This window comes from Rhodococcus sp. O3, from assembly GCF_048897285.1.
GTDB lineage: Bacteria > Actinomycetota > Actinomycetes > Mycobacteriales > Mycobacteriaceae > Rhodococcus.
On record NZ_JBMBTE010000009.1, the window covers coordinates 46,191 to 68,140 of the forward strand.

The following is a 21,950-nucleotide window of genomic DNA, read 5'->3' on the forward strand; positions in this document are numbered from 1 at the left end:
CCCGAACTGCCTTGCTGGACCCCGTCTCGCAGACCACGGCGACAATCGGAGTCGCGGACCCCCGGGCAGGTATTCGGGCTCACCGTCGAATCGACGGTCTACCGTTGCGGGTCAGCGCCGGATTTCGACCGGACTTCCCCTGCGGCGGGTGTCAGCAACGTTCGCGTCATTATGCACACAACCGCACGAAGGGGGCACAACCGGCCGCCGTGACGCCGGAGGGTCCGGCGTACGAGAGCAGGGCCGGTGCGACGAGCACACGGATCCCCGCGGCCCGCGAGTCCGCCGCAAAGCCGAGCGCGCGGCCCCGAACCGCATTGTCGGAACAGATCCGCTCCGGCTGAGGTGTGCGTTCGGGGCAGGCCCCGCGGGATCGTCGAACAGGACCGCGGAAAAGCTGCGTCAACGGCATCCCACTAGCGTGGGGACCGGGAACCCGTGGATCGCCCGGTGGCCGCGAACGAGGTGAACGTTCCGAGGAACGTGAGGACGGCTGTTCCGAGGATCAACCACCGTGCCGACACGAGGAGCGAGTCGCCTCCGATCGCCATGAGATTGCCGGCGATGGCGGAAGAGAGTGTGAACGCGATCAGTTGTGTCGTGCTCACCGCGGCAGCGGCCTTGGAGCCCTCGAGTTGGTCGGTCGTGCTGCTCATGGCCGCGACGGACAGGTGCGGAAATGCGAGACCGATGCCGAGGCCCGCGAGGAAGAGCAGGCCGGCCCAGAGGATCAGGACGCCTGTCCCCGGCGCCTCGAACTGGAGCAGTCCGTACCCCAGTAGTCCACCCGTGAGCAACCATGGGGCGATGCGGATGTATCGGGAACTTGCGGTGGCGGAAGCGTTGGCGCTGAACAACTGTGCGATGACCCAGCCCAGCGAGAGGACGGCGCCGAGAAGCCCGGCCACGAGGGGCGGGAATCCACCCAGTTCCTGGGCGAAGAGCGGGATGAAGTTCTCGGTCATGACGCCCGCGCACAGCGCGGCGACGGTGAGGTAGATCCACTTCAAACGCCCTCTCCGCACATATGTGAGGCGCGGCAAGACACCATCGGGGTTCCTGGCGTCGACGCTCACGAAGACGGCGAGCAGAGCGGCGGCGCCGATGATCGTCGCAGGAACGAGCCATCCGGTGAGGGTGGAACTGATGCTCAACGCTGCGGCAGTGAGGGCAAGGGTGACGATGGAGGACACGGGTACTGCCGCCTTCGATGCGGGCCCCACTCTCTCGCCTGGAAGGGAGCGAATGGTGACCAGAATGAGCACGAGCGCGATCGCGGCGAGGCCGCCGAAGGCCGTGCGCCATGCGCCAAGTTCGGCGAAGAGACCTCCCAGCGCGGGGCCGAGCAGCGTACCTATGCCGAACATGGCCGAGACGAGCCCCGTCGCTCGCGTCCAGAGCTGCCCGGGGAGCACGGTCCTGATGACCGCGTAGCCGAGTCCGGTGAGAAGACCCGCGCCGAATCCTTGGATCGCGCGCCCGGTGATGAACACTTCCATGGTCGGGCTCACGGCGCTCACCACGGTACCGGCGGCGAAGGTGAGGAACGCGATGACGTATGAGCGTGCGGCGCCCTGCATTCCGAGAAAGCGGCTGACGAACATCGTCGCGACGACCGCGGTGATGAGGTAGGCGGTCGAGGCCCATGCGTAGTACCGGGCACCTCCGATCTCCGCGACGACCGACGGCATCAGCGCCGCGGTGAAGTACAGGTTCATCGCGTAAAGGCCTATCCCGCTCGCGAGTACGACAACTACGGGAAGGTGCGGACGACGGAATAGGGTGCCCCATCCATCATTGGGTACGTTGGGCGGCTGATCCTCTGCCAGGGCGGATTCACTCATGTCGGCTAACCTAGAAGTTCAAGTTCGGTTGAAGTCAAGGAGCGATGTGTCGTACACCCCGAAGGATCTGCTCACCGTAGGTGAGGTCGCCAAACGCGCCGGCATCGCTACCAGCGCCGTACGCTTCTACGAGGATCGGAATCTGATCTCGTCTGTGCGGACGGCGGGCAACCAGCGTCGCTACCCCCGTTACGTGCTGCGGAGGATCGGGATAATTCTCGCGGCGAGGCGCTTCGGGATTCCTCTCTCGGAGGTCTCCGACATGTTCGCCCGACTCCCGGACGACCGTATGCCCAGTAAGCGGGACTGGCGTCGCATCTCGGCCGCGTGGCACGGCAAGCTCGAGGCGCGGCGCCGGGAGATCGAGCGGCTCGAGGAGGAACTGTCGGGCTGCATAGGCTGCGGCTGCCTCTCACTGAACACGTGCCGCATCCTGAATCCCGAAGACAGACTCTCCGCGGAGGGCCCTGGTGCACGAAGGCTCCACTGCGATTGAGTCGCCGCGGTCGAGCGTGGTGACGAGGCAGGCCAGTAAAGGCAGCCGGCCACTGTCCGACGATTGACCGATTCGACGTATCGACGCTACCGTGATTGAAACGTTTCAATCAGGAAGGTGTCGATGGAGACCCTCGATCGGATTCTGGACTCGCTGGCCATCGAACTGCCGTCGTGGGCATTCGGTAATTCGGGCACCCGCTTCAAGGTCTTCGGTTCGCCCGGTACCGCCCGAACGGTCGAGGAGAAGATTGCCGACGCCGCGACCGTGCATCGGTTGACCGGGCTGGCACCCACAGTCGCCCTGCACATTCCCTGGGACGCGGTAGACGACTACTCGGGGCTGCGCGCTCACGCCGAGAGCCTGGGTGTGCGCCTTGGTACGGTGAATTCCAATACCTTCCAAGACGATTCCTACAAATTCGGTAGCCTGACCCACGGCGACAGGTCGGTGCGGCAGAAGGCCATCGACCACCACCTCGCATGTATCGACATCATGCACCAGACCGGCTCGACGGACCTGAAGATCTGGCTGGCGGACGGGACGAATTACCCTGGGCAGGGCGATATCCGGTCTCGACAGGAGCGGCTCGCCGACTCGCTCGATGTGATCTATCGCAACCTCGGCGACGATCAGCGACTCGTCCTCGAGTACAAGTTCTTCGAACCTGCGATGTACACGACCGACATACCGGACTGGGGGACGGCCTTCGTGCACGTGGCGGCGCTGGGGGAGCGGGCGGTGGTCTGCTTGGACACCGGACATCACGCCCCCGGAACCAACGTGGAGTTCATCGTCGCGCAGCTGCTCCGGCTCGGGAAACTCGGTGCCTTCGACCTCAACTCGCGCTTCTACGCGGACGACGATCTCATCGTAGGCGCAGCCGACCCGTTCCAGCTCTACCGAATCCTCGTCGAGGTGCTCCGTGCCGACTGCCTCGCGTCCGACTCGGACCTCACGTTGATGCTCGATCAGTGTCACAACATCGAACAGAAGATCCCCGCGCAGATCCGGTCGGTCCTCAACGTGCAGGAGATGGTGGCGCGTGCGGCGCTGCTCGATCTCGACGCACTCGAGACCGCCCAGCGGGCGAACGACGTGCTGACCGCGAACGCCGTCTTCATGGACGCCTTCTATACCGACGTTCGCCCACTCCTGGCGCTCTGGCGGTCCCGACGCGGGCTTCCTGCGGATCCGGTCACTGCATACGCACAATCGGGTTACCAGCAGGAAATTGAAAGGGCTCGGATCGGGGGGACACAGTCTACATGGGGTTCTTGACGAATCCCACCTCGGATCCTTCTTCGACACATCATCGACCCTAGGACGCACATCCCATGACCAACCCCACCGTCGCCGCCCTCCTCGCCAGGGCACACCGGCTCGGCGCCGATCCCAAGAACACGAACTACGCCGGCGGCAACACGTCCGCCAAAGGAATCGACACCGATCCGGTGACGGGTCATCCGGTAGATGTATTGTGGGTCAAGGGATCCGGTGGTGATCTTGGTACGCTGACCGAGGAAGGACTGGCGGTGCTGCGCCTCGATCGCCTCCGTGCTCTGGTCGACGTGTATCCGGGCGTCGACCGCGAGGACGAGATGGTTGCAGCGTTCGACTACGCTCTCCACGGTCGTGGCGGCGCGGTTCCGTCGATCGACACCGCGATGCACGGACTCGTGGACGCCGAACACGTCGACCACCTGCACCCCGACTCGGGTATCGCGTTGGCGACCTCCGCCGACGGACCCGAACTCACGCGGAAGATCTTCGGTGACCGCGTCGTGTGGGTTCCGTGGCGTCGCCCCGGGTTCCAGCTCGGTCTCGACATCGCCGCCGTGCGTCGGCGCAATCCCCAGGCGATCGGCACCGTCCTGGGAGGCCACGGAATCACGGCGTGGGGACGGACGTCGGACGAGGCGGAGGCGAACTCCCTCGAGATCATCGACACCGCCGAGCAGTACATCCGGAGCCACGGCCGGGCGCAGCCCTTCGGGGCACCGCTGCCCGGATACGGCGCTCTTCCGTCGATCGAGCGTCGCGCCAGGGCGGCCGCCCTGGCGCCGTTCCTGCGCGGACTGGCGTCCACCGACGAACCGAAGGTCGGCCACTTCACCGACACGGAGGAGATTCTCGAATTCCTCGAAGGCAGCGAGCATCCGCGTCTCGCCGCGCTCGGCACGAGCTGTCCCGACCACTTCCTGCGCACCAAGGTTCGTCCCATGGTGCTCGATCTTCCGGCGTCGGCGACCGTCACCGAGTGCAAGGAACGGTTGGCGGTCTTACATGCCCGGTACCGCGACGAGTATCGCTCGTACTACGAGCGACACGCCACCGCCGATTCACCCGCCATGCGTGGGGCAGATCCCGCGATCGTGTTGGTGCCCGGCGTCGGCATGTTCAGCTACGGCCGGGACAAGCAGACCGCTCGGGTCGCCGGCGACTTCTACCTCAACGCCGTCAATGTCATGCGTGGCGCCGAAGCGATTTCCCGTTACCGGCCGATCGATGACTCCGAGAAGTTCCGCATCGAGTATTGGTCGCTCGAGGAGGCCAAGCTGCAACGCATGCCGGAACCGAAGCCACTGGCGACCCGGATCGCGCTCGTGACCGGTGCCGCGTCGGGCATCGGGAGGGCGGTCGCACGTCGCCTCGCTGCCGAGGGCGCGTGCGTGGTGGTGGCCGACCTCGATGCCGCGCAGGCCCGTGCGGTCGCCGCCGAGATCGGGTCCGCAGATGTCGCGGTCGGGGTCGCCGCGGACGTCACCGACGAAGCGGCCGTGCAGGCGGCGGTCGACACATGCGTGCTGGCCTTCGGGGGTATCGACATCGTCGTGAACAACGCCGGTCTATCGCTGTCGAAGCCGTTGCTCGAGACCACCGTTGCCGACTGGGACCTTCAGCACGATGTGATGGCCCGCGGATCGTTCCTCGTCTCACGCGCCGCCGCCGCGGCATTGATAGAGCAGGGGATGGGGGGCGACATCCTGTACGTCTCGTCGAAGAACTCGGTGTTCGCGGGACCGAACAATCTCGCCTACTCGGCGAGCAAGGCCGACCAGGCACATCAGGTACGCCTGCTCGCCGCGGAACTCGGCGAGCACGGGGTGAAGGTCAACGGCATCAATCCGGATGGTGTGGTGCGAGGTTCGGGCATTTTCGCAGGTGGATGGGGCGCCGAGCGAGCCGCTGTGTACGGGATCGATGAGGACGATCTCGGCGCGTTCTACGCGCAGCGGACCTTGCTGAAGCGAGAGGTGCTTCCCGAACACGTCGCCGCTGCCGTGTTCGCGCTGTGCACCTCCGACTTCTCGCACACGACAGGGTTGCATGTTCCGGTCGACGCCGGAGTCGCTGCGGCGTTCCTGCGATGAACGCCGGGCAGGTCGCCGCGGTCGATCTTGGCGCCACGAGCGGCCGGGTGATGCTGGCGTCGGTGGGGCCCGGCGTGCTCGAGATGCATGCCGTCGCGAGGTTCCCGAACGAGCCCGTGCACCTGTGGAACGGCACCCGGGCCGCCCTGCACTGGGATCTTCCCGGGCTGTTCGGGCAGGTGTGCCGGGGACTTCGAAGCGCGGTGACGCAAGCGGATGCACTGCTCGGGATCGGCATCGATTCGTGGGCTGTCGATTACGGAATGCTGCGCGGCGGGCAGCTTCTGGGGCTGCCCCATCACTACCGCGATGTCCGCACCGAGGCGGGCGTCGCGGCGGTGCACGAGATAGTCTCTCCCGACGAACTGTTCCAACGCAACGGCCTCCAATTTCTGCCTTTCACCACCGTGTACCAACTGGCCGCCGAACGGATCTCGGGCATGCTGGATTCGGCCGACCGTGCCCTGCTCATCCCGGACCTCGTTGTGTACTGGCTCACGGGACACGCTGTTGCCGAGCGCACCAACGCGTCGACAACGGGATTGCGCGATCTCGGCGGCGCCCTGGACCGGGACCTGTGTGCGCAACTTGGGGTTCCGGCCCATCTGTTCCCGGACACGGTCGATCCGGGCACCGTACTGGGGCCGGTCCTGCCGGAGATCACCGATCTGCTCGGACTCGGTTCCGATGTCCAGGTGTCTGCGGTGGCGTCGCACGACACCGCGTCGGCCGTGGCCGCGGTTCCCATGGATGCGACGGCGGCGGCCTACATTTCCTGTGGGACCTGGGGGCTCGTCGGTGTCGAGGTTCCCCGGGCTGTGGTCTCGCCGGAGGTACAGCACGCCCGATTCACCAACGAGGCCGGGGTTGACGGACGAATTCGTTTGCTCCACAACGTCATGGGATTGTGGCTGCTGAGCGAGTCGGTTCGGACGTGGGAGCGGGACGACGGCCCGGTGGACCTGCCCGAGCTGCTCATGCAAGCCGCCGAGTGCCCGCAGCCGATCGCGCTGTTCGACACCGACGATCCGCGGTTCCTCCCGCCCGGTGACGTTCCGGACCGCATCGAGCGGTGGTACACCGAGCACGATCTACCGGTCCCACCAGGCCGTCCGCACCTGGTCCGCGCGATCATCGACAGCCTCGCGGCCTCGTTCTCCGCCGCAGTGCACACCGCCGCGGCCCTCTCGGGAGTCGACGTCCGCAGGATTCACCTCGTCGGTGGCGGAGCTCAGAACACGCTGCTGTGTCAGGCCATCGCGGATCGTGCCGGCATCGCCGTTCTCGCCGGACCGGTCGAGGCAACCGCGCTCGGCAACGCCCTCGTCCAGGCCCGTGCCCACGGACTGGTACGCGGCGACCTCGAGACACTGCGGGCGCTCGTCGCCGGCACCTATGTTCCGCGCACATACACACCCCGCACCCGAAGAAGGGGGAGCCCGGCTCTGGTATGACTGGTTGCCACCGGTCGGTGAGGAGGACGCGTCATGGCCGTGAGTATGCGAGATGTCGCGGCGGCGGCGTCGGTGTCCGTCGGAACGGTCTCCAACGTGTTGAACAACCCTGACAAGGTTGCCCCTGCCACCGTCGAGCGCGTCCACAAGGCAATCCGCCGGCTGGGCTTCGTGCGCAACGACGCAGCCCGGCAGTTGCGCGCTGGGCGTTCCCGCTGCATCGGCCTCGCAGTTCTCGACGTCGGCAATCCGTTCTTCACCGACATCGCACGGGCTGCCGAGGAACGCGCGGCCGAGAACAGTCTCACAGTGCTGCTCGGTACCACCGACGAGGACCCAGAGCGGGAACGGCTATACCTGGACACCTTCGATGAGCTCCGGGTGTACGGGATGCTCGTCTCCCCCGTGGGTGACGACCTGACGCGCCTCGAACAGATGCAGTCCCGCGGCACTCCGGTGGTACTGGTCGATCGGGACGGCACGGGCACGCCCTTTTCGTCGGTTGCCGTCGACGACGTGGCGGGCGGAGCGATCGCGGTACACCACCTCGCCGAGATCGGACGGCGACATATCGCATTCGTCGGTGGACCGTCGACGCTACGACAGATCCGGGACCGTCTCGACGGTGCTCGCGGCGCCGCCTCGGCGCACGCCGGGGTGACAGTGGAGGTGATCGAGACTGCCGGGTCCGATGTGGCAGCAGGACGCAGCGCCGCCGAACGACTCGCTCGGATTCACGTCGGCCGCCGTCCCGACGCCGTCTTCTGCGCCAACGACCTCCTCGCCCTCGGCGTCGTCCAGGAACTGGTGCTCCGCAGTGCCGCGGCGGTGCCGGAGGACATCGCGATCGTCGGCTACGACGACATCGACTTCGCGGCGTCGGCGGTGGTCCCGCTCACGTCGGTGCGGCAGCCGCGCGCGACGATCGGTGCCGCCGCTGTCGACCTACTGACGGCGACGGTCGACGACCCCGGCCGGGCACCTGAGCACCTGCACTTCCAGCCGGTGCTCGTGCCTCGGGTGTCCACCGGTGGCGTCGGCTGACGATGTCAGCGATCCCAGACGTCTATCTCATCCGCGCGGGGTAGCGGTTGTACGGGTCCCGGTACCGGACCGAAGATTCGGACCTTCCGGTGTTCGTCCCAGGCGGGCCAGCCCGGATCGTCGCCACGGGCGAAAGACACCCACACACCGTGCATGTCGTCGGCAAGCTGCTGGGGTGCTCCGTGCCCGTTCAGCGCCCGGTATTCGGGCAGGTCGAGCAGATCGAAGACGAAACCGAGTTCGACTCCGTGTGCGGCACCGAGTCGTTCGACCGGACTCGGCCAGACGAACTCGTATACCCACGTCCTGGCGCCGCGTCGCGAACGGGCGTCGGCAATCCGGACCAGAGGCCGGCGCAGCAGCATGTCGATCACGACTGCACCGAGTACGTCGCCTGCTTTCATTCCCCGCCGATTGGCCCGGTACCGTGCGACGACGCACCGGCCGACGCCAGACTTGAGACGTGCGAGCGTCAGATGGACGCGGCCGATCCTCTCGGAGAGTCCGGTCGGCACCGTCCACAAGCGGTATTCGTCTCGCGTGGTGCCTATCAGGATGTCGACGTGGTCCGCAATGCCACCTGCGAGCGCATCGACGGGACTGCCAGGCACGGTCGACTCGTCGAGGACGAGGCCGAAGCCGGGACCACCAGCCAGCGGTGTGGCCTTCCCCGTCAAAGCGCGTAGTGCCCCCAAGATGGTTTCAGGCTTCTGGGCCGCGAACTCGGCGCGGGTGGTCCCTGTGCCGAGCTTGTCGGCCACGAGCCGAGTGATGCGCCCGGCCTTGCTCCGATCGTCGGCCTGCAGGGGAGCGCTCTGGATCACCGCCCGTCGCACGAGATGCCCGACGGTAGGGTGCCCGAGCAGACCGGCGACGAGAGTGCCGCCCGCCGATTGCCCGGCCACGGTGATCTGCGTCGGGTCGCCGCCGAACGCCGCGATCTCCTCGTGCACCCACTGCAGACCGTGAGCGATATCGGCGAGACCGAGATTGAGGGGGGCGTCGTCGAGAACCGCGAAGCCCTCGACCCCGAGTCGATAGTTCAACGCCACGAACACGATTCCGTCCCGAGCAAAACGTGAACCGTCGTACATCGGTAGGGCATTGCTGCCGTGCGAGAGCGAGCCGCCGTGGATCCACACCAGCACAGGTACCCCGCCTCCGGTGCGTTCGGTGGGAGCCCAGATGTTCGCGGTGAGGATCTCCGCACCGTCGATCCGGATGGTCGGCAACAACCGTTCGAGACCGTCGGCGTATGGATTTTGCGGGGCTGTCGGGCCGTTCCGGGTGGCGTCCCGCTCCTCGTCCCAGCGAGCGTGCGGTCTGGGCGCCTGGAAGCGGAGAGGACCGAACGGCGCGGCGGCGTACGGGACGCCCAGGAAACGATCGACGCCGTCGACCGTGGTTCCGCGAAGAGGTCCCGACGAGATGGTGACCGAGGTGAACCGAGTCATCACAAGCGCACCTCGATTTCGTGGTTTCCCGGATCGAGCGACAGTTCGCGACCGTCCTCCCCGATATAGTCGACCGGCACCGGGGATGTCAGTTCCACCAGTTCGGAGGTGGCTCGGACGGTGACGACACCGGCTGGGGTGGGGGCGGAACCTTCGGCCCAGTCCAGGTCGCCGAGCCGCGGGGCGATCTGCACCCGCCCGTATCCGGGCGCCGCGGGGGAGATCCCGAGTGTGAAGGTGACAAGGTCGCGGGCCGGGGTCGCGGACCAGCCGTGGGCAAAGGATCCCCCCTCCCAGCATTCGCGCAGAGCGGTCGGTCCCGTCGCGAGCAGCTCACGCCAGTCCCGGCACAGTACCGGGAGCCGGTGTGCGGCGCCGAGCTGGACGATGGCCTCGTGCACCACGTAGCGGAAGAACGGCTGCGCGCCGACCACCAGTGTCTCCGTGTCCCAATCGGGTTCGGGGCGCACCGAAATGGGAGCACCGTTCTCCGGTCCGGCCTTGTCCACACCGTGGTCACTGAGCGGAGTCCGGGTGAACATGGCATCGCGGTCGAGCAGCAAGGCCAGTACGGCATCGTTGCGTTCGGCCGGCACGAGTCCCGCAGTTACCGCTGCCGCTGCCGTGTGCTCGCTGACTGCACGGGGACGGTCACCATCGGGCAGCGTATCCCGGTACGCCCGGCGCACCGGATCCCAGAATGCCTCGAAGCCGACGCGGACGTCCCCGTGCAACGATTGCGCCCACGTCCCTTTCCCGGCGTCGCCGAGCCATTCGCTCATCTCACCGAAATCGCGAAGTGCTCTGGCCCACAGTGCATTCAGTGCTGCCGAGCATCCCGTCACCTGGACCGGAGACCAATCGATCAACACCCAGCCGGGAACCTCGTGGAGAAGGCCGTCGGCACGACGGTACGGCAGGAACCAGCGCAGGACCCGCTCGGCAACGGGAAGTAGTTCCGCCACCAGCGCTCGGTCACCGGTGTAGCGGTAGAGGTTGTGTACCGATCGGATCCAGTGCAGTGCCCAGTCGGGAATGGGCGGCACTACCGGATTGGCGAAGTCACCGACCGCAACGATCGGTAGCATTCCGTCCTGCCGTGGTTGGGCGAGCAGGCGTGGATTCCATCGGGCAAGACTCCAGTCGCCGTTGACGACCAGGTCGACCGACTGGTGCACGACGGCGTCACCAGTCCACGCACGCTGTTCGCGAGTTGGGCAGTCCAGGTAGGCATCCCGAGACGTGAGGTCGACGGTTCGTACCGAGACGTCGAAGATCCGATTGAGCAGGGTATCACTGCACCGGAAGCCACCAGTGGGCACGCGCGGACGTCTGCGCTCGCGCACCTCCACTCGATGGATCTCGAGTGTCGGAGAGTTCACGGAAAGCACGAGATAACGGCCACCCACCGGGTTGTCGGGCTCGAACGACAGATCGCCGTTCCGCATCGTCACCTCGAACGCGGCCGCGCTGCGAAACGCCACGGGTGACACCGCCTCGACGAGAGCCCCGGTCACGGTGTCGCCTTCCTTGCCCGACAGCTCCAGATACACCGTGCCCGCGACGATCGCAGCGAAGTCGTACACCACCAGTCGACGTTGTCCGCTGCCGCGAGGTGCGGACGCGGCACCGGCTGTGCCGGGGATCGCGGCCGCGACGTCGGTGCCGAGTCGGGTGTACACATCGGACGGATCATCGTCGGGCAGTGCAAACTGCTCGCGGGAGGCAGGTGTCCGTATATGCCCGGTCAACAACGGGATCGGACGCTTCCCGATCTGTCCATACGGGCCGATCGGCGGACGGGCACGACCTACCGGCCCGACGACGGCATGCTCGTACAGAACCGTCGCCGTCGGCCAGGCGGTGTCGTCGAAATCGACGCTCGTCCATGCGGGATCGAGCAGGCGGGCGTCGAATACCTCCGGTATCTGGGACGTGAGCATCGACAGGGGCCGTGACGGCGTCCACGCGTCCGCCGGGTACGCCCGCCAACCGTCTCCTGTCGCGAGGACGACCTCGCCGTCGCAGTCGAGTTCGGCGAGCAGTCCGCCCCCGCCGGTGGTGAAGGACGGAGCCGCCGGCTCCCACCACGGCACAGCGTGGCCATAGAATCGGCCGAGCACCGCCACGACATTGCGTCCGGGGCGCAGCGTAGTGGCGACAGGGTAGCGGTCGGCTGTCAGGGATCGCGGTCCGTGCCGGCTCGGCCCCGTACCGATCTCCACACCGTTGATCCAAAGCCGGTACCGGGAATCTGCGGTGATCCGGAGGTCCGCCGACTCCGGTACGCGGGGGAGGTCGACCATCCCGCGGAACAACACCCAACGGTCGAATCGTTTCGGGTCGTGCGCACCGAACGGCACCACGGACCGAGGGACCAGGGCCGGTTCGGCCGACCAGATCCACTCGGCAGCCCAGCGATATGCTTCCGCTTCGTCGGGGATCCAGAATGCAGCTCCAGAAGACCTGCGGACGGGGGTGAGAGTCATCGTGTGTTCTCCGGATCGTCGATTCGATCGGGGTCGGCCGAAGCGTATTCGATGCGGCGCCGCCCGACCTCGGCGATCGCGATCGCGGCGACCTTGCGTGTGATGGGGTAGGCGAGGAAGATCAGTCCGCCCAGAGTGGCAAGGAGCGCGGGAATCATCGACTGCGCCAGCAGGATTCCGTTACGAGCGGCACTGTCCTGGGACTCGTTGGCGACATATCCGGTCACGGCGAGGGCGTAGGCGATGGCCGCACCACCTACGCCGGCGCCGGCCTTTGCTGCGAACGACGCGAGCGACGCCAGCGCGCCCTCGGATCGGAATCCGCTCTTCCACTCGACGAAATCGGTGAGCTCGGCGAGCAGGGCGTAGTTCACGGCGACGGCGCCGCCGAACCCGAAACCAGTGACGGCGAAGCACACGAGATAGGCGGCACCGGGCAGATCGGGGAGCAGCGCGACGCTCGACAACCCGACGATCACCACGGAGATACTGGTTAGGTAGGCGGGCTTCGACCCGGTCCAGCGGGACAGGGCGGGGGCTGCAATGCTTCCGAGCGCCATGGGCACAACCATGGCAATCGCAGCTGCGCTGAGTAGGGATCTGTCTCCCACATAGTAGGAGAAGAAGAAGGGGAGCCCGGCCATCATCGCCGCGCTCGCCGAACTTGTCGCCACCTTGGACACCAGCAGGATCGGGACGGCGCGGTTGCCGAGGAACATCCGGCGCAGGTCGGCAAAGCGGTACTTTTCCGTGCTCACCGGCCGGATGCGTTCGCGGACACCGCGCGCAGCGAGTGCGGTGAGCACGAACGAAATGATGGCGATCGCGATCACGTAGGTCTGCCAGCCCGCGGCACCGCCCCCGAGAGCGTCGACCACCGGCAGCGTTACCGCGGTGATCAGCGCCGTGCCGAAGAGATAAGTTGCTCCCTTGATCGAGGCGAGACGGCCGCGAGTCGAGGGGTCACCGGACATGACGGGGAGCAACGAATTGAGCGGGATGTCCATGAAATCGAATGCGATACCCCACAGCAGGTACGTAACCCAGACTGCGACGACGCTCGCCGACAGCCACGCCGGCGCAAGGAACAGTGCCGCGAAACTCACCGTCGCCAGAGCGCCGCCGATCAGGAGGTAGCTGCGGAACCGTCCGTGCTTCGTGGCAGGGAGGTGGTCGACGAGATATCCCATGATCGGGTCGCTCGCGCCGTCGACGATTCGGGCCACCAGGAACAAGCTGCCGACCGCCGCGGCTGCGATGCCGATGACGTCGGTGAGGTAGATCAGGAGAAACGATCCGATGACCGTGCTGAGGATGATGTTGCCGAGGTTTCCGGCGAAGTAGCTCGCCTTCTCCCCGAACCCGAGCGCGGTGTTTGTCCGGACGTCGACCCTGGGAGCGGTCATCGACACGCCTTCCGTTCACGCGATGTTCAAGCACCGTTTTCGGTGCTCATACCAAGGGTGCAGTGCCCGATCAGGGAGATGTAGTGGACAGAAGCCGGATCTCCATTCCATGATTTTGTGATGGAACACAAAACGACGGTCTTCGTTCCGCCCCAGGTAGGTGGGCGTCCGGCGGCGGAGGTGATACTCGGCGACCGGGAACTGCGCCGGACCGTGATCGCAGCGTTCGCAGAGACCAATCCTGTGCACCGCACTCGTCGGTCCGGCTCCTCGGTTCCCGATATCGAGTGGATCGTCGAGCTGAATCTGCGCCTGATCGCCCGCGTCATGGCGACCGCCGAACGTACCCCGGCCGACCCGGATCTCGACACGCTCGCAGCATCGGCGGCTCGGCGTGCCGACGACGGCGCCACCCTCGAGTCCATCATCGCCGCCTACGTCCGCGGGTTCGGCGAGGTGTGGCAGCGGATGGCGCGGTCGGCCGGTCCGGCGGACCTGGAGGACCTGTCGGTCGCGACTGGGCTGCTGTTCACCCAACTCGACACCGTTCTCGGCGTGGTCGCGACCGGCTATGCGAACGAGCGCGCCCGGATGTCCATGCACGAACAGGACGCCAGATTCGCGCTCTTCCAGGCGATGATCTCGGGGACGGATGTCGAAGCCGCAGCCAGACGGGCCGGAATAGGGCTCGCTGCAAAGTATCTGGTTCTCAGTATCACGGGCAGTCCGCCGGCCGACGATGACGCGAGCGAGGCAGTATCGACGCGCCGGCGGGTCCACCGGCTCGAGCGCGTAGTCGACGGGATCGGGTCCGGATCCACGATCGCCGTGCTCGGCGAGGCAGGCGGGACCGCTCTCGTACCGTGGGACGACACCGGCGCGGACGAACCCGTCGATTTGGCCGTGCTCGGTGAGGAACTGTCGAACGCGTGGGGAGGGCCGGTCGTGGCCGGCGCGGAGCTCGCGCCCGTGCATCAGGTGCACGAGGCACTCGCGGTCGCCGAAGAACTCGTCCGAATCGCCCGCCGGACACGCCGAGCGCCGGGATTGTATCAGCTTTCGGATCTGATGCTCGAGTACCAGCTGTCACGGCCCAGTCTCGCCCACCGCCGTTTGGCGTCGACTCTGGCTCCGATCATCGACAATCCGGAACTTATGGCCACACTCGGTGATTTTGTCGACTCCGGTTTCGATCGACGGGCGACTGCGCGTGCGCGCCACATACACCCGAACACCGTCGACTACCGCATCGGGCGGATTTCGGCCTTGTGTGGGGTGAACCTCGCGACGGCCGAGGGCAGGCAGTTGGTGGCGGCTGCGCTCACGGTTCAGACTCTGGCCGAACCGGGACCGGACGGGCGATAGGATCCGCGGTGGACAGGGGGCTTGCCGCGCCGGCCCGCGACGTGGTCGGCGACAAGACATATTCGTCGAATAGACCCGGGACACCGGAGTTCGCGGTGTCAATCGCATTCCGGTCGGGACTTGACCCACTGTCCGGGCCGGATCCGTCGGTACCGGCGCTATGTTCGTGTCCTGTCGAACCCGGGCCGGTCGAGGATGTGCTTCAGCGCGTGGAGGGCACCGGTGAGCTGCGGTACCGGCGGTCCGCCGAGGCAGAGCCGGACGCCTGCGTGCTCGGCCTCGGGGTCGACCGTGGTGGCAGCGGGTGGAGTGACGATGATGCCTGCGTGGGCGGCGCGGAGGGTGACCTCCTCTGCGGTGGCGCGCGGCAGGGGAAGCCAGAGGTGGAATCCACTGTGTGGGACGCGGGCTATGTGGCGGTCCAGGATGGTCACGGCGAGGTCGAGCCGTTCTTCGGCTTCGGCACGCAGGGCGAGGCCGATGTGTCGGGCGGTGCCGTCGGTGATCCAGCGGCGTGCGACCTCGCACATCAGCGGGCTGAGTGCGAGCGAGGTGACCTGAAGGATATCGGCGGCATCGGAGCTGCTTGCTTCCGGAGCGACGAGGACACCGATACGTAGACCCGGGGTGAGGCTCTTGGAGAAGCCGTTGACATAAAAGGTCCGTTCCGGGGCGAGCTGGGCGATCGGCGAGATGTTCCTGGGACGGAACAGCGAGTAGACATCGTCTTCGATGATCGTGACGTCGTGCGCCCGGCAGACCTCGACGATCTTCCGGCGGCGTCGCGCATCCATGGTGGACCCGGTCGGATTGTGCAGGGTCGGAGTGACATACACCGTGCGGCGATGCTCGGGTCCTATCTGCGTGAGGGCAAAGTGAAGAGCATCGGGAAGCATGCCGTGCGCGTCCATCGCTACCGGCACGAGCGTCTGACCGGCCTGTCGCGCGGCGGCGATCGCACCGGGATAGGTGCTGGTTTCGGTGAGTATCACACCGCTTGGACCGGCCGCGGCGGTGAGTGCGACCGAGACAGCGTGCTGGGCGCCGTGGGTGAGCAGCACTCGCTCCGGTGGTGTGTCGAGGCCTTGATCGTGCAGCCAGGCCGTGATCGCGGCCCGATGGTGCAGACTTCCGGCCGGGTCCGGATACCGGGCGAACGCTTCCGCGTCGAGCGTCCCGGCCAGCGCGGTGAGCGTATCGGCGAGCAGTCTGTCGCCCAGCAACGGTGGCGGCACGTTGACGGACAGGTCGACGATGTCCCGAGACTGTCGTTGGAGCCCGGCAACGAAGGTTCCGCGTCCGTGGACGCCGCGCACCAGCCCCCGACGCTCCAGTTCGGAGTATGCCTTGGTCACGGTGCCGATGCCGATGCCGAGACGGCCCGCGAGGTCGCGGTGCGCGGGTAACCGTGCGCCCACCCCGACCACTCCGCGTTCGATGTCCTCGGTCAATGCGGACACGAGCCGCTCGTGCACCGTGCCCGGGATCCCGGACAACCGGGGAGTCCAGGGCGACTGCTCACGCATACGCACCTCCTAAAGTGTCACATGACACTAAGCTCATCATCGCTAATAGTGTCACACTTTCGGCATGATCAAGTGTCTTGCCTCGGACGGGTCCCGGCGATGAGCGCGGAGTTGTTGCTGCTGCCGCTGCTGCTGTACGCGTTCGTCACGTCGATCACACCGGGGCCGAACAACGTGATGCTGCTGGCTTCGGGGATCAACTACGGGTTCGTCCGTTCGATCCCGCACATGCTGGGCATCAGCGTCGGCTTCGGGGTGATGGTGTTCGCTGTGGGTCTCGGCCTAGGGCAGGTGTTCACGACATTCCCCCACACCTACACGGTGCTGCGAGTCGTGGGTGCTGCGTATCTGCTGTGGCTGGCCTGGCGTATCGCCACGACCGCCGGCACACAGACCGAAGCGACGACGCGGCGGCCCATGAGTTTCCTGGCTGCAGCGGCGTTCCAGTGGGTGAACCCGAAGGCGTGGGTGATGGCGATCGGAGCCATCACGAACTACACCCCCGCCGGTGCCGGAGCGGGCGTGATCGTGCTCCTCGCTGTGCTCTACGCCGCGGTCAACGGGCCCAGTGTCGCCGTGTGGGCAGCCTTCGGCACGACCTTGAGTGCCTGGCTTACCCGCCCCCGATACCTCCGCATGTTCAACATCGTCATGGCTGCACTTCTCGCGTTTTCGCTGTATCCACTACTGACCGCCGAGCTCGTGTGAACCGGCGGCGGTCCGTCCAGGCCCACCGGGGCTGCCGAAACAGCCCCGGCGGGTCAGAGGCGCAGCGACGATCGATGTCGCTGTCCCACTGGGATTCTCGGACAACCTTTCGCGAGCCGGCAAACCCGCGCAGTCAGAATCCCGAGGGGCGGCGGAACCCGCCGATCACCTCCGCAAGGCACTGCACGAACCGCACAGCGGTCCGGTCGTGCAAGTACGGTGCGATCACCTGGATGCCGACCGGAAGCCCGTCTCGGGTCGTCCCGACAGGCGCCACCGCCGCGGGCAGATGGTTGAGCGCCGAGGGTGCCATCCACGTGAGCATGTCGCGATACGGCCGGTCGGTGCCGTTGACGCTCAAGGTCCGGACCGACCAACCCGGATCGGGCCGATGGTCGTGCGGGAACGCGGCTGTGGGGCTGACCGGACAAAGGAGCACGTCGACGTCACGGAAGAACTCGGCCCAGCGGCGGCGGGAATGCTGGCGGCGCTCGTCGAGCATGTGCCAGTCGCGGAAACGGATCGTCAGGTCCGACGCGAACCCGCGGGCAGGTCCGTCCTTCGCGGCGAGTCCCACAAGTTCCGAATACGACTCGTCCGGTTCGATCAACCCGCTCTGCGCCATCAGCAACGGCTGATAGAGAGCCATCGTCTCTTCGAGCCCGACCGGACCCGTCCTCGCGACCACGGCGGCACCTGCGGACCGTATCGCGTCGACCGCCGCCTGCAGGATCGTGACCAGCTCGCCGTCGACCGGGCAGAAGGGATCGTCGAGCCACGCCGCGACCCGGAATCCCCGCAGCGTGTTCGACCTGGCAGGAGGCAATTCCAGGCGCCATCCCGCGGCCCGGTCGTGTTCCGCTCCTGCAAGGACATCCAGACCGAGGTCGAGATCGTCGGCATGCCTGCCGAGCGGACCGAGTACCGCCATGTCGAACTCCGCCAGCGTCCCGGGCGCATGGCCCGAGACACTCCCATATCTCGGCACGATCCCGTACGACGGGCGCAGCCCGTAGACACCGCAGAAATGAGCAGGTACCCGGATCGAACCGGCGGTGTCGCCGCCGAGTTCGAGGCCGGTCAGCCCTGCGGCGACAGCTGCCGCGGACCCGCCGGACGAACCGCCCGGCACGCGGGTCGGGTCCCACGGGTTGTTCGTGGTCCCGTAGATCTCGTTGTAGGTCTGCCAATCCCGGGCATCAGCCGGAAGATTGGACTTGCCGAAGACGATCGCTCCCGCGTTCCTGAGCCGCGCGACCGATTCGGCGTCACTCGTCGAGACATGGTGTCCCCAACGGGTCGAACCCCCGGTGGTTCGCATGCCCGCAACCTCGAGACTGTCCTTGATCGTCACTGGTACGCCGTGCAGGCGGCCAAGCGGCTCAGCGCGGGAGACCGCGCGGTCGGCCGCCGCTGCCGCAGCCCTGGCACCCTCCTCGTCCCGGGCGACGATAGCGTTCACCTCCGGATTGAGTCGGTCCACTCGGGCAAGGTAATGGTCGAGCAGTTCGACGCTCGACACCTCCTTCGCTGCGATGGCGGCGGCGAGCTCGCCTGCGGAGCGGAAGGCCGGATCGGTCATGGAAACCTCCAGTAGAAGCCTGACCCACGGCGGTCACGGGGCTGGATGAGCGATTCAGGATTGCCGCCGGAGCGGACGGCCACCAGCGCGGCGTTCCGGCATGCGGTACACCCGATCGGACTCGACTGCTCGTCTCGATCGAACGAGTGATTCGCCGGTTGGGGAGGAGCGCGTAGAACGCGAGCGCCGGCCCGCCGATCGAGGGCCCGTCGGGCTCGGGACAGCGCCTCGCGCGGTGGGGCCGGTCGAAAACCCCGGATGCAGCTGTGATTCACAGTCCCGCAGATTCGGTGTGGCGACGACCGTTCGGTCTGTCGCCGCGTCTGCGGACGGCAGGTGAGACGGAGCTCTGCGGTCCGCCTTCTCTCGGAACGTCTCCGGATATGAACCGGGCCTATTTCCGTCCGCGTACGAAGGTTCTCCAGAGTTCGGGGTGAGACCCGGACCGGCGACCTCGCCTCACCGTCGGGGTGTTTCTTCGAGTACGGAGCGGTGGAGGACGTAACCGCTGAACCACAGCGTCAAGGTCACGCAGAGTATGAGAAGGATGTCGAACAAGATCACCATCGGGACGCTCCGATCCGAAGTAGTTCTCCACATGGAGAGGGTTGCCCTACGATAAACTCTCCACATGGAGAAGTCCACGAGAGGGGTCCTGCTCGACGCGGGGTTGGAGCTGCTCGGCAGGGTCGGGTTCCGCGGATGGTCGATGCGTGGAGTGGAAGACGAGGCGGGTGTCCCGCACGGCACTGCGCGGCACCACTTTACGAATCAGCGTGGATTGGTTCTGGCGATGGTTCGTCACCTACTCGAGGGAGACCTACCGGCCGCCGGTGAATCCCTGGACCAGCAGTTCGCGCGGTGGCTCGATGCGGAGGCGGGGCGCACCCGGGCCCGCTACGAACTCATCGTCGCCTCGTTCCACGACGCAGAGCTCGCCGCGGAACTGGTTCACGGCCGGGATCTCCTCGTTGCTGTTCTGCGAGAGCGCGGGGCGACGCTCGTCGACGCCGCCCAGCTGGTCTCCGCGCTCGACGGAATGCTGCTCGACGCGCTGCTTCGACGTCTTCCCCCCGAATCTGTAGAGCCGCAACGAATCATCGAACGGCTCATGCAATGATAGGGTCCGTGACGGCGGCGCTGTTCGCAGAGTGCAACGCAGCCGATCGTTTGTATCGGCGCACCGATCCTCTTGCGCGTCGAAATCGAAAGACGGCCACAGTCAATACGAATGGGGCTTGCATCGTTTCGATGGGCAGGCGGCATGGGGCCGTGGCGAACAGGGTAATTCCTGAACACTATTGCCACGCACGTGATAGGCGAGCACCCACGCATGACGCCACCGCCACCACCCTCTGCGGGGCTCTCTGCCCCTTCACCACCTCCGAGGTCAGGAACACATCATGCTGAGTACGATGAGCGATCTGCCGCTATCGATTTCCCAACTGCTCACCTACGGCAGTACGGTGCACGCCAACGCAGAAGTAGTGACATGGACCGAAAACGGTCCCCGCCGGCGCACCTACGCGGAGGTGGGCACACGTTGCGCCGCCCTTGCACACGCGCTCCGCGGACTCGGCATCGACAGCGACCAACGTGTAGCGACGTTCATGTGGAACAACGCCGAGCACCTGGAAGCGTACCTGGCGGTACCAGCGATGGGAGCGGTCCTGCACCCGCTCAACATTCGTCTGTTCCCCAAACAACTTGTGCATATCATCAACCACGCCGAGGACCGGGTGATCCTTGTAGACGGGACACTTCTTTCCCTTTTGAGTCCGCTGCTTCCACGGTTGAAGACCGTCGAGCATGTCATCGTTACCGGCGAGATTCCTCCCGACTTCGTGACACCCGACGAAATTCGTGTCCACTCCTACGAGGATCTGCTGGTCGGACAGCCAACCGATTTCCCCTGGCCGCAGCAGGACGAGCGTACGGCGGCTGCAATGTGCTACACCTCCGGAACGACCGGTGACCCGAAGGGGGTGGCGTACTCGCATCGCTCGATCTGGCTTCACTCGATGCAGGTATGCATGAGCGACGCGGCGAACCTGCGGCAAGGCGACCGTGCATTGGTAATCGTGCCCCAGTTCCATGTCCTCGCCTGGGGACTGCCGTATGCAGCGTTCATGATCGGGACCTCGTTGGTCATGCCGGATCGATTTCTGCAGCCGGCGCCACTGGCGGAGTTGATTGCCGCAGAGCAGCCCACGTTCGCCGCCGCCGTTCCCACCATCTGGCAGGGTCTGCATCAGTACCTTGAACAGCACCCGCAGGACATCTCGATGATGCGGGAAGTGCTCATCGGTGGCGCTGCCGTCCCCCCGGCGTTGCTGCACGCTTTCGAAGACGATCATCGTGTGTCGGTTCTGCACGCCTGGGGCATGACCGAAACATCCCCCCTGGGCTCGGTGGCGCGGCCCCCGGCCGGAATCAGCCGGGGGGAGCAGTGGCCGTACCGCTACAGTCAGGGGCGCTTCCCGGCCTCCGTGCAGGCGCGGCTGGTCGACGATCAAGGCGGAGTCCTTCCGCATGACGGAGTGGCCGTGGGTGAGCTACAGGTACGCGGCCCCTGGATCACCTCGTCCTACCTCGGGGACGACGCCACGGACAATTTCGACGACGGATGGCTGTGCACCGGCGACGTGGGGTCCATTACTGCGGACGGCTATCTGACCCTGTCCGACCGCACCAAGGACATGATCAAGTCCGGAGGCGAATGGATCTCTTCGGTCGAGTTGGAGAACGCGGTCATGGCTCACCCTGCGGTGGCCGAGGCGGCCGTCATCGGTATTCCGGACGCGAAGTGGGATGAACGCCCGCTGGTGGCTGTGGTACTGCGGGAAGAGAGCGCAGCCACCGTGGCCGACCTGCAGCAGTACCTGGTAGACAAGGTCGCCAAGTGGCAACTGCCCGAGAACTGGGCGGTGGTCGAAGAGGTGCCCAAGACCAGCGTGGGCAAGTTCGACAAGAAGCGGTTGCGCGCGGATTACCACGAAGGCGGCCTTACCGTCAGTCGGCTCTGATCGGGCACCCGCACACCCGTCGACGCGGCCGACCGCCTGGTCGGCCGCGTCCGTCGGTGGCGGATGTGCAACGCGTTTCGTACACCGCTTTCTCGTCCCGAGGGATCAAGCTCGATTCCCATCGCACGCGTTTTCGCGCGTGCTCCGTCCGATCAGTGACGAGTGAGACCGGCAGGTCGACC

Annotated in this window: 15 protein-coding genes and 1 riboswitch; of the genes, 9 read left to right on the forward strand and 6 right to left on the reverse strand. The window is 66.3% G+C overall.

Features of this window, described 5'->3' with window-relative positions; all coding sequences use genetic code 11:
* Window positions 1–46: 46 nt before the first annotated feature.
* A riboswitch (cobalamin riboswitch) is annotated at window positions 47–175 on the reverse strand.
* Window positions 176–416: 241 nt separating this feature from the next.
* On the reverse strand, window positions 417–1,844 hold the full coding sequence (locus ACN675_RS05035; RefSeq protein WP_420749816.1) for an MFS transporter: 1,428 nt from the start codon (window positions 1,842–1,844) through the stop codon (window positions 417–419).
* Window positions 1,845–1,890: 46 nt separating this feature from the next.
* On the opposite strand from ACN675_RS05035, the gene soxR reads away from it, so the two are divergent.
* The 5 genes from soxR to ACN675_RS05060 all read left to right on the forward strand — a co-directional run bounded on the left by soxR (window position 1,891) and on the right by ACN675_RS05060 (window position 8,212).
* On the forward strand, window positions 1,891–2,340 hold the full coding sequence (gene soxR / locus ACN675_RS05040; protein WP_420749817.1) for a redox-sensitive transcriptional activator SoxR: 450 nt from the start codon (window positions 1,891–1,893) through the stop codon (window positions 2,338–2,340).
* Window positions 2,341–2,463: 123 nt separating this feature from the next.
* Window positions 2,464–3,621 carry an L-rhamnose isomerase gene (rhaI, locus tag ACN675_RS05045; protein WP_420749818.1) on the forward strand — a complete coding sequence of 386 codons (1,158 nt, stop codon included), beginning with the start codon at window positions 2,464–2,466 and terminating at the stop codon, window positions 3,619–3,621.
* 56 nt (window positions 3,622–3,677) lie between these two features.
* A complete protein-coding gene (locus tag ACN675_RS05050) occupies window positions 3,678–5,714 on the forward strand; it encodes a bifunctional aldolase/short-chain dehydrogenase (protein ID WP_420749819.1) in 2,037 nt (678 codons plus the stop codon).
* Entirely contained in the window at window positions 5,711–7,168 is a 1,458-nt protein-coding gene (locus tag ACN675_RS05055) for a rhamnulokinase (protein WP_420749820.1), read from the forward strand. Before ACN675_RS05050 ends, ACN675_RS05055 begins: the two co-directional genes overlap by 4 nt.
* Window positions 7,169–7,201: 33 nt before the next feature.
* Window positions 7,202–8,212: a LacI family DNA-binding transcriptional regulator gene (locus tag ACN675_RS05060; protein WP_420749821.1), complete on the forward strand. Its 1,011-nt coding sequence runs from the start codon at window positions 7,202–7,204 to the stop codon at window positions 8,210–8,212.
* Between the two features lie 5 nt (window positions 8,213–8,217).
* Here ACN675_RS05060 and ACN675_RS05065 read toward each other — a convergent pair whose 3' ends face one another.
* Genes ACN675_RS05065 through ACN675_RS05075 form a run of 3 tightly spaced genes read right to left on the reverse strand, consistent with a single transcriptional unit; the run spans window position 8,218 to window position 13,561 of the window.
* Complete coding sequence (locus tag ACN675_RS05065; RefSeq protein WP_420749822.1) at window positions 8,218–9,666, reverse strand: carboxylesterase/lipase family protein; 1,449 nt, start codon at window positions 9,664–9,666, stop codon at window positions 8,218–8,220.
* Window positions 9,666–12,155, reverse strand: a complete 2,490-nt coding sequence (locus tag ACN675_RS05070; protein ID WP_420749823.1) for an alpha-L-rhamnosidase C-terminal domain-containing protein — start codon at window positions 12,153–12,155, stop codon at window positions 9,666–9,668. The genes ACN675_RS05065 and ACN675_RS05070 overlap by 1 nt, the downstream gene beginning before the upstream one ends.
* Window positions 12,152–13,561, reverse strand: a complete 1,410-nt coding sequence (locus tag ACN675_RS05075; protein ID WP_420749824.1) for an MFS transporter — start codon at window positions 13,559–13,561, stop codon at window positions 12,152–12,154. Before ACN675_RS05075 ends, ACN675_RS05070 begins: the two co-directional genes overlap by 4 nt.
* 120 nt (window positions 13,562–13,681) lie before the next feature.
* On the opposite strand from ACN675_RS05075, the gene ACN675_RS05080 reads away from it, so the two are divergent.
* Window positions 13,682–14,926, forward strand: coding sequence for a PucR family transcriptional regulator (locus ACN675_RS05080; protein WP_420749825.1), 1,245 nt, complete (start codon window positions 13,682–13,684; stop codon window positions 14,924–14,926).
* 158 nt (window positions 14,927–15,084) lie between these two features.
* On the opposite strand, the gene ACN675_RS05085 is transcribed toward ACN675_RS05080, so the two are convergent.
* Window positions 15,085–16,452 carry a PLP-dependent aminotransferase family protein gene (locus ACN675_RS05085; protein WP_420749826.1) on the reverse strand — a complete coding sequence of 456 codons (1,368 nt, stop codon included), beginning with the start codon at window positions 16,450–16,452 and terminating at the stop codon, window positions 15,085–15,087.
* A 99-nt stretch (window positions 16,453–16,551) separates the two neighbouring features.
* Between ACN675_RS05085 and ACN675_RS05090 the strand changes: the two genes are divergently transcribed.
* A complete protein-coding gene (locus tag ACN675_RS05090; protein ID WP_420749827.1) occupies window positions 16,552–17,160 on the forward strand; it encodes a LysE family translocator in 609 nt (202 codons plus the stop codon).
* A 133-nt stretch (window positions 17,161–17,293) separates the two neighbouring features.
* Here the strand turns inward: ACN675_RS05090 and ACN675_RS05095 are convergent, their stop codons facing one another.
* Window positions 17,294–18,742, reverse strand: coding sequence for an amidase (locus tag ACN675_RS05095; RefSeq protein WP_420749828.1), 1,449 nt, complete (start codon window positions 18,740–18,742; stop codon window positions 17,294–17,296).
* Window positions 18,743–19,373: 631 nt separating this feature from the next.
* Here ACN675_RS05095 and ACN675_RS05100 point away from each other — a divergent pair.
* Window positions 19,374–19,862: a TetR/AcrR family transcriptional regulator gene (locus ACN675_RS05100; protein ID WP_420749829.1), complete on the forward strand. Its 489-nt coding sequence runs from the start codon at window positions 19,374–19,376 to the stop codon at window positions 19,860–19,862.
* 283 nt (window positions 19,863–20,145) lie between these two features.
* Window positions 20,146–21,768 carry a long-chain fatty acid--CoA ligase gene (locus tag ACN675_RS05105; RefSeq protein WP_420749830.1) on the forward strand — a complete coding sequence of 541 codons (1,623 nt, stop codon included), beginning with the start codon at window positions 20,146–20,148 and terminating at the stop codon, window positions 21,766–21,768.
* The last annotated feature ends 182 nt before the right edge of the window (window positions 21,769–21,950 follow it).

Excerpts from the sequence above, each read along its gene's own strand:
- ACN675_RS05035 (WP_420749816.1), bottom strand. The coding sequence starts at position 1,844 with ATGAGTGAATCCGCCCTGGCAGAGGATCAGCCGCCCAACGTACCCAAT.
- rhaI (WP_420749818.1), top strand. The coding sequence starts at position 2,464 with ATGGAGACCCTCGATCGGATTCTGGACTCGCTGGCCATCGAACTGCCG.
- ACN675_RS05050 (WP_420749819.1), top strand. The coding sequence starts at position 3,678 with ATGACCAACCCCACCGTCGCCGCCCTCCTCGCCAGGGCACACCGGCTC.
- ACN675_RS05055 (WP_420749820.1), top strand. The coding sequence starts at position 5,711 with ATGAACGCCGGGCAGGTCGCCGCGGTCGATCTTGGCGCCACGAGCGGC.
- ACN675_RS05060 (WP_420749821.1), top strand. The coding sequence starts at position 7,202 with ATGGCCGTGAGTATGCGAGATGTCGCGGCGGCGGCGTCGGTGTCCGTC.
- ACN675_RS05065 (WP_420749822.1), bottom strand. The coding sequence starts at position 9,666 with ATGACTCGGTTCACCTCGGTCACCATCTCGTCGGGACCTCTTCGCGGA.
- ACN675_RS05070 (WP_420749823.1), bottom strand. The coding sequence starts at position 12,155 with ATGACTCTCACCCCCGTCCGCAGGTCTTCTGGAGCTGCATTCTGGATC.
- ACN675_RS05075 (WP_420749824.1), bottom strand. The coding sequence starts at position 13,561 with ATGACCGCTCCCAGGGTCGACGTCCGGACAAACACCGCGCTCGGGTTC.
- ACN675_RS05080 (WP_420749825.1), top strand. The coding sequence starts at position 13,682 with ATGGAACACAAAACGACGGTCTTCGTTCCGCCCCAGGTAGGTGGGCGT.
- ACN675_RS05085 (WP_420749826.1), bottom strand. The coding sequence starts at position 16,452 with ATGCGTGAGCAGTCGCCCTGGACTCCCCGGTTGTCCGGGATCCCGGGC.
- ACN675_RS05090 (WP_420749827.1), top strand. The coding sequence starts at position 16,552 with ATGAGCGCGGAGTTGTTGCTGCTGCCGCTGCTGCTGTACGCGTTCGTC.
- ACN675_RS05095 (WP_420749828.1), bottom strand. The coding sequence starts at position 18,742 with ATGACCGATCCGGCCTTCCGCTCCGCAGGCGAGCTCGCCGCCGCCATC.
- ACN675_RS05100 (WP_420749829.1), top strand. The coding sequence starts at position 19,374 with ATGGAGAAGTCCACGAGAGGGGTCCTGCTCGACGCGGGGTTGGAGCTG.
- ACN675_RS05105 (WP_420749830.1), top strand. The coding sequence starts at position 20,146 with ATGCTGAGTACGATGAGCGATCTGCCGCTATCGATTTCCCAACTGCTC.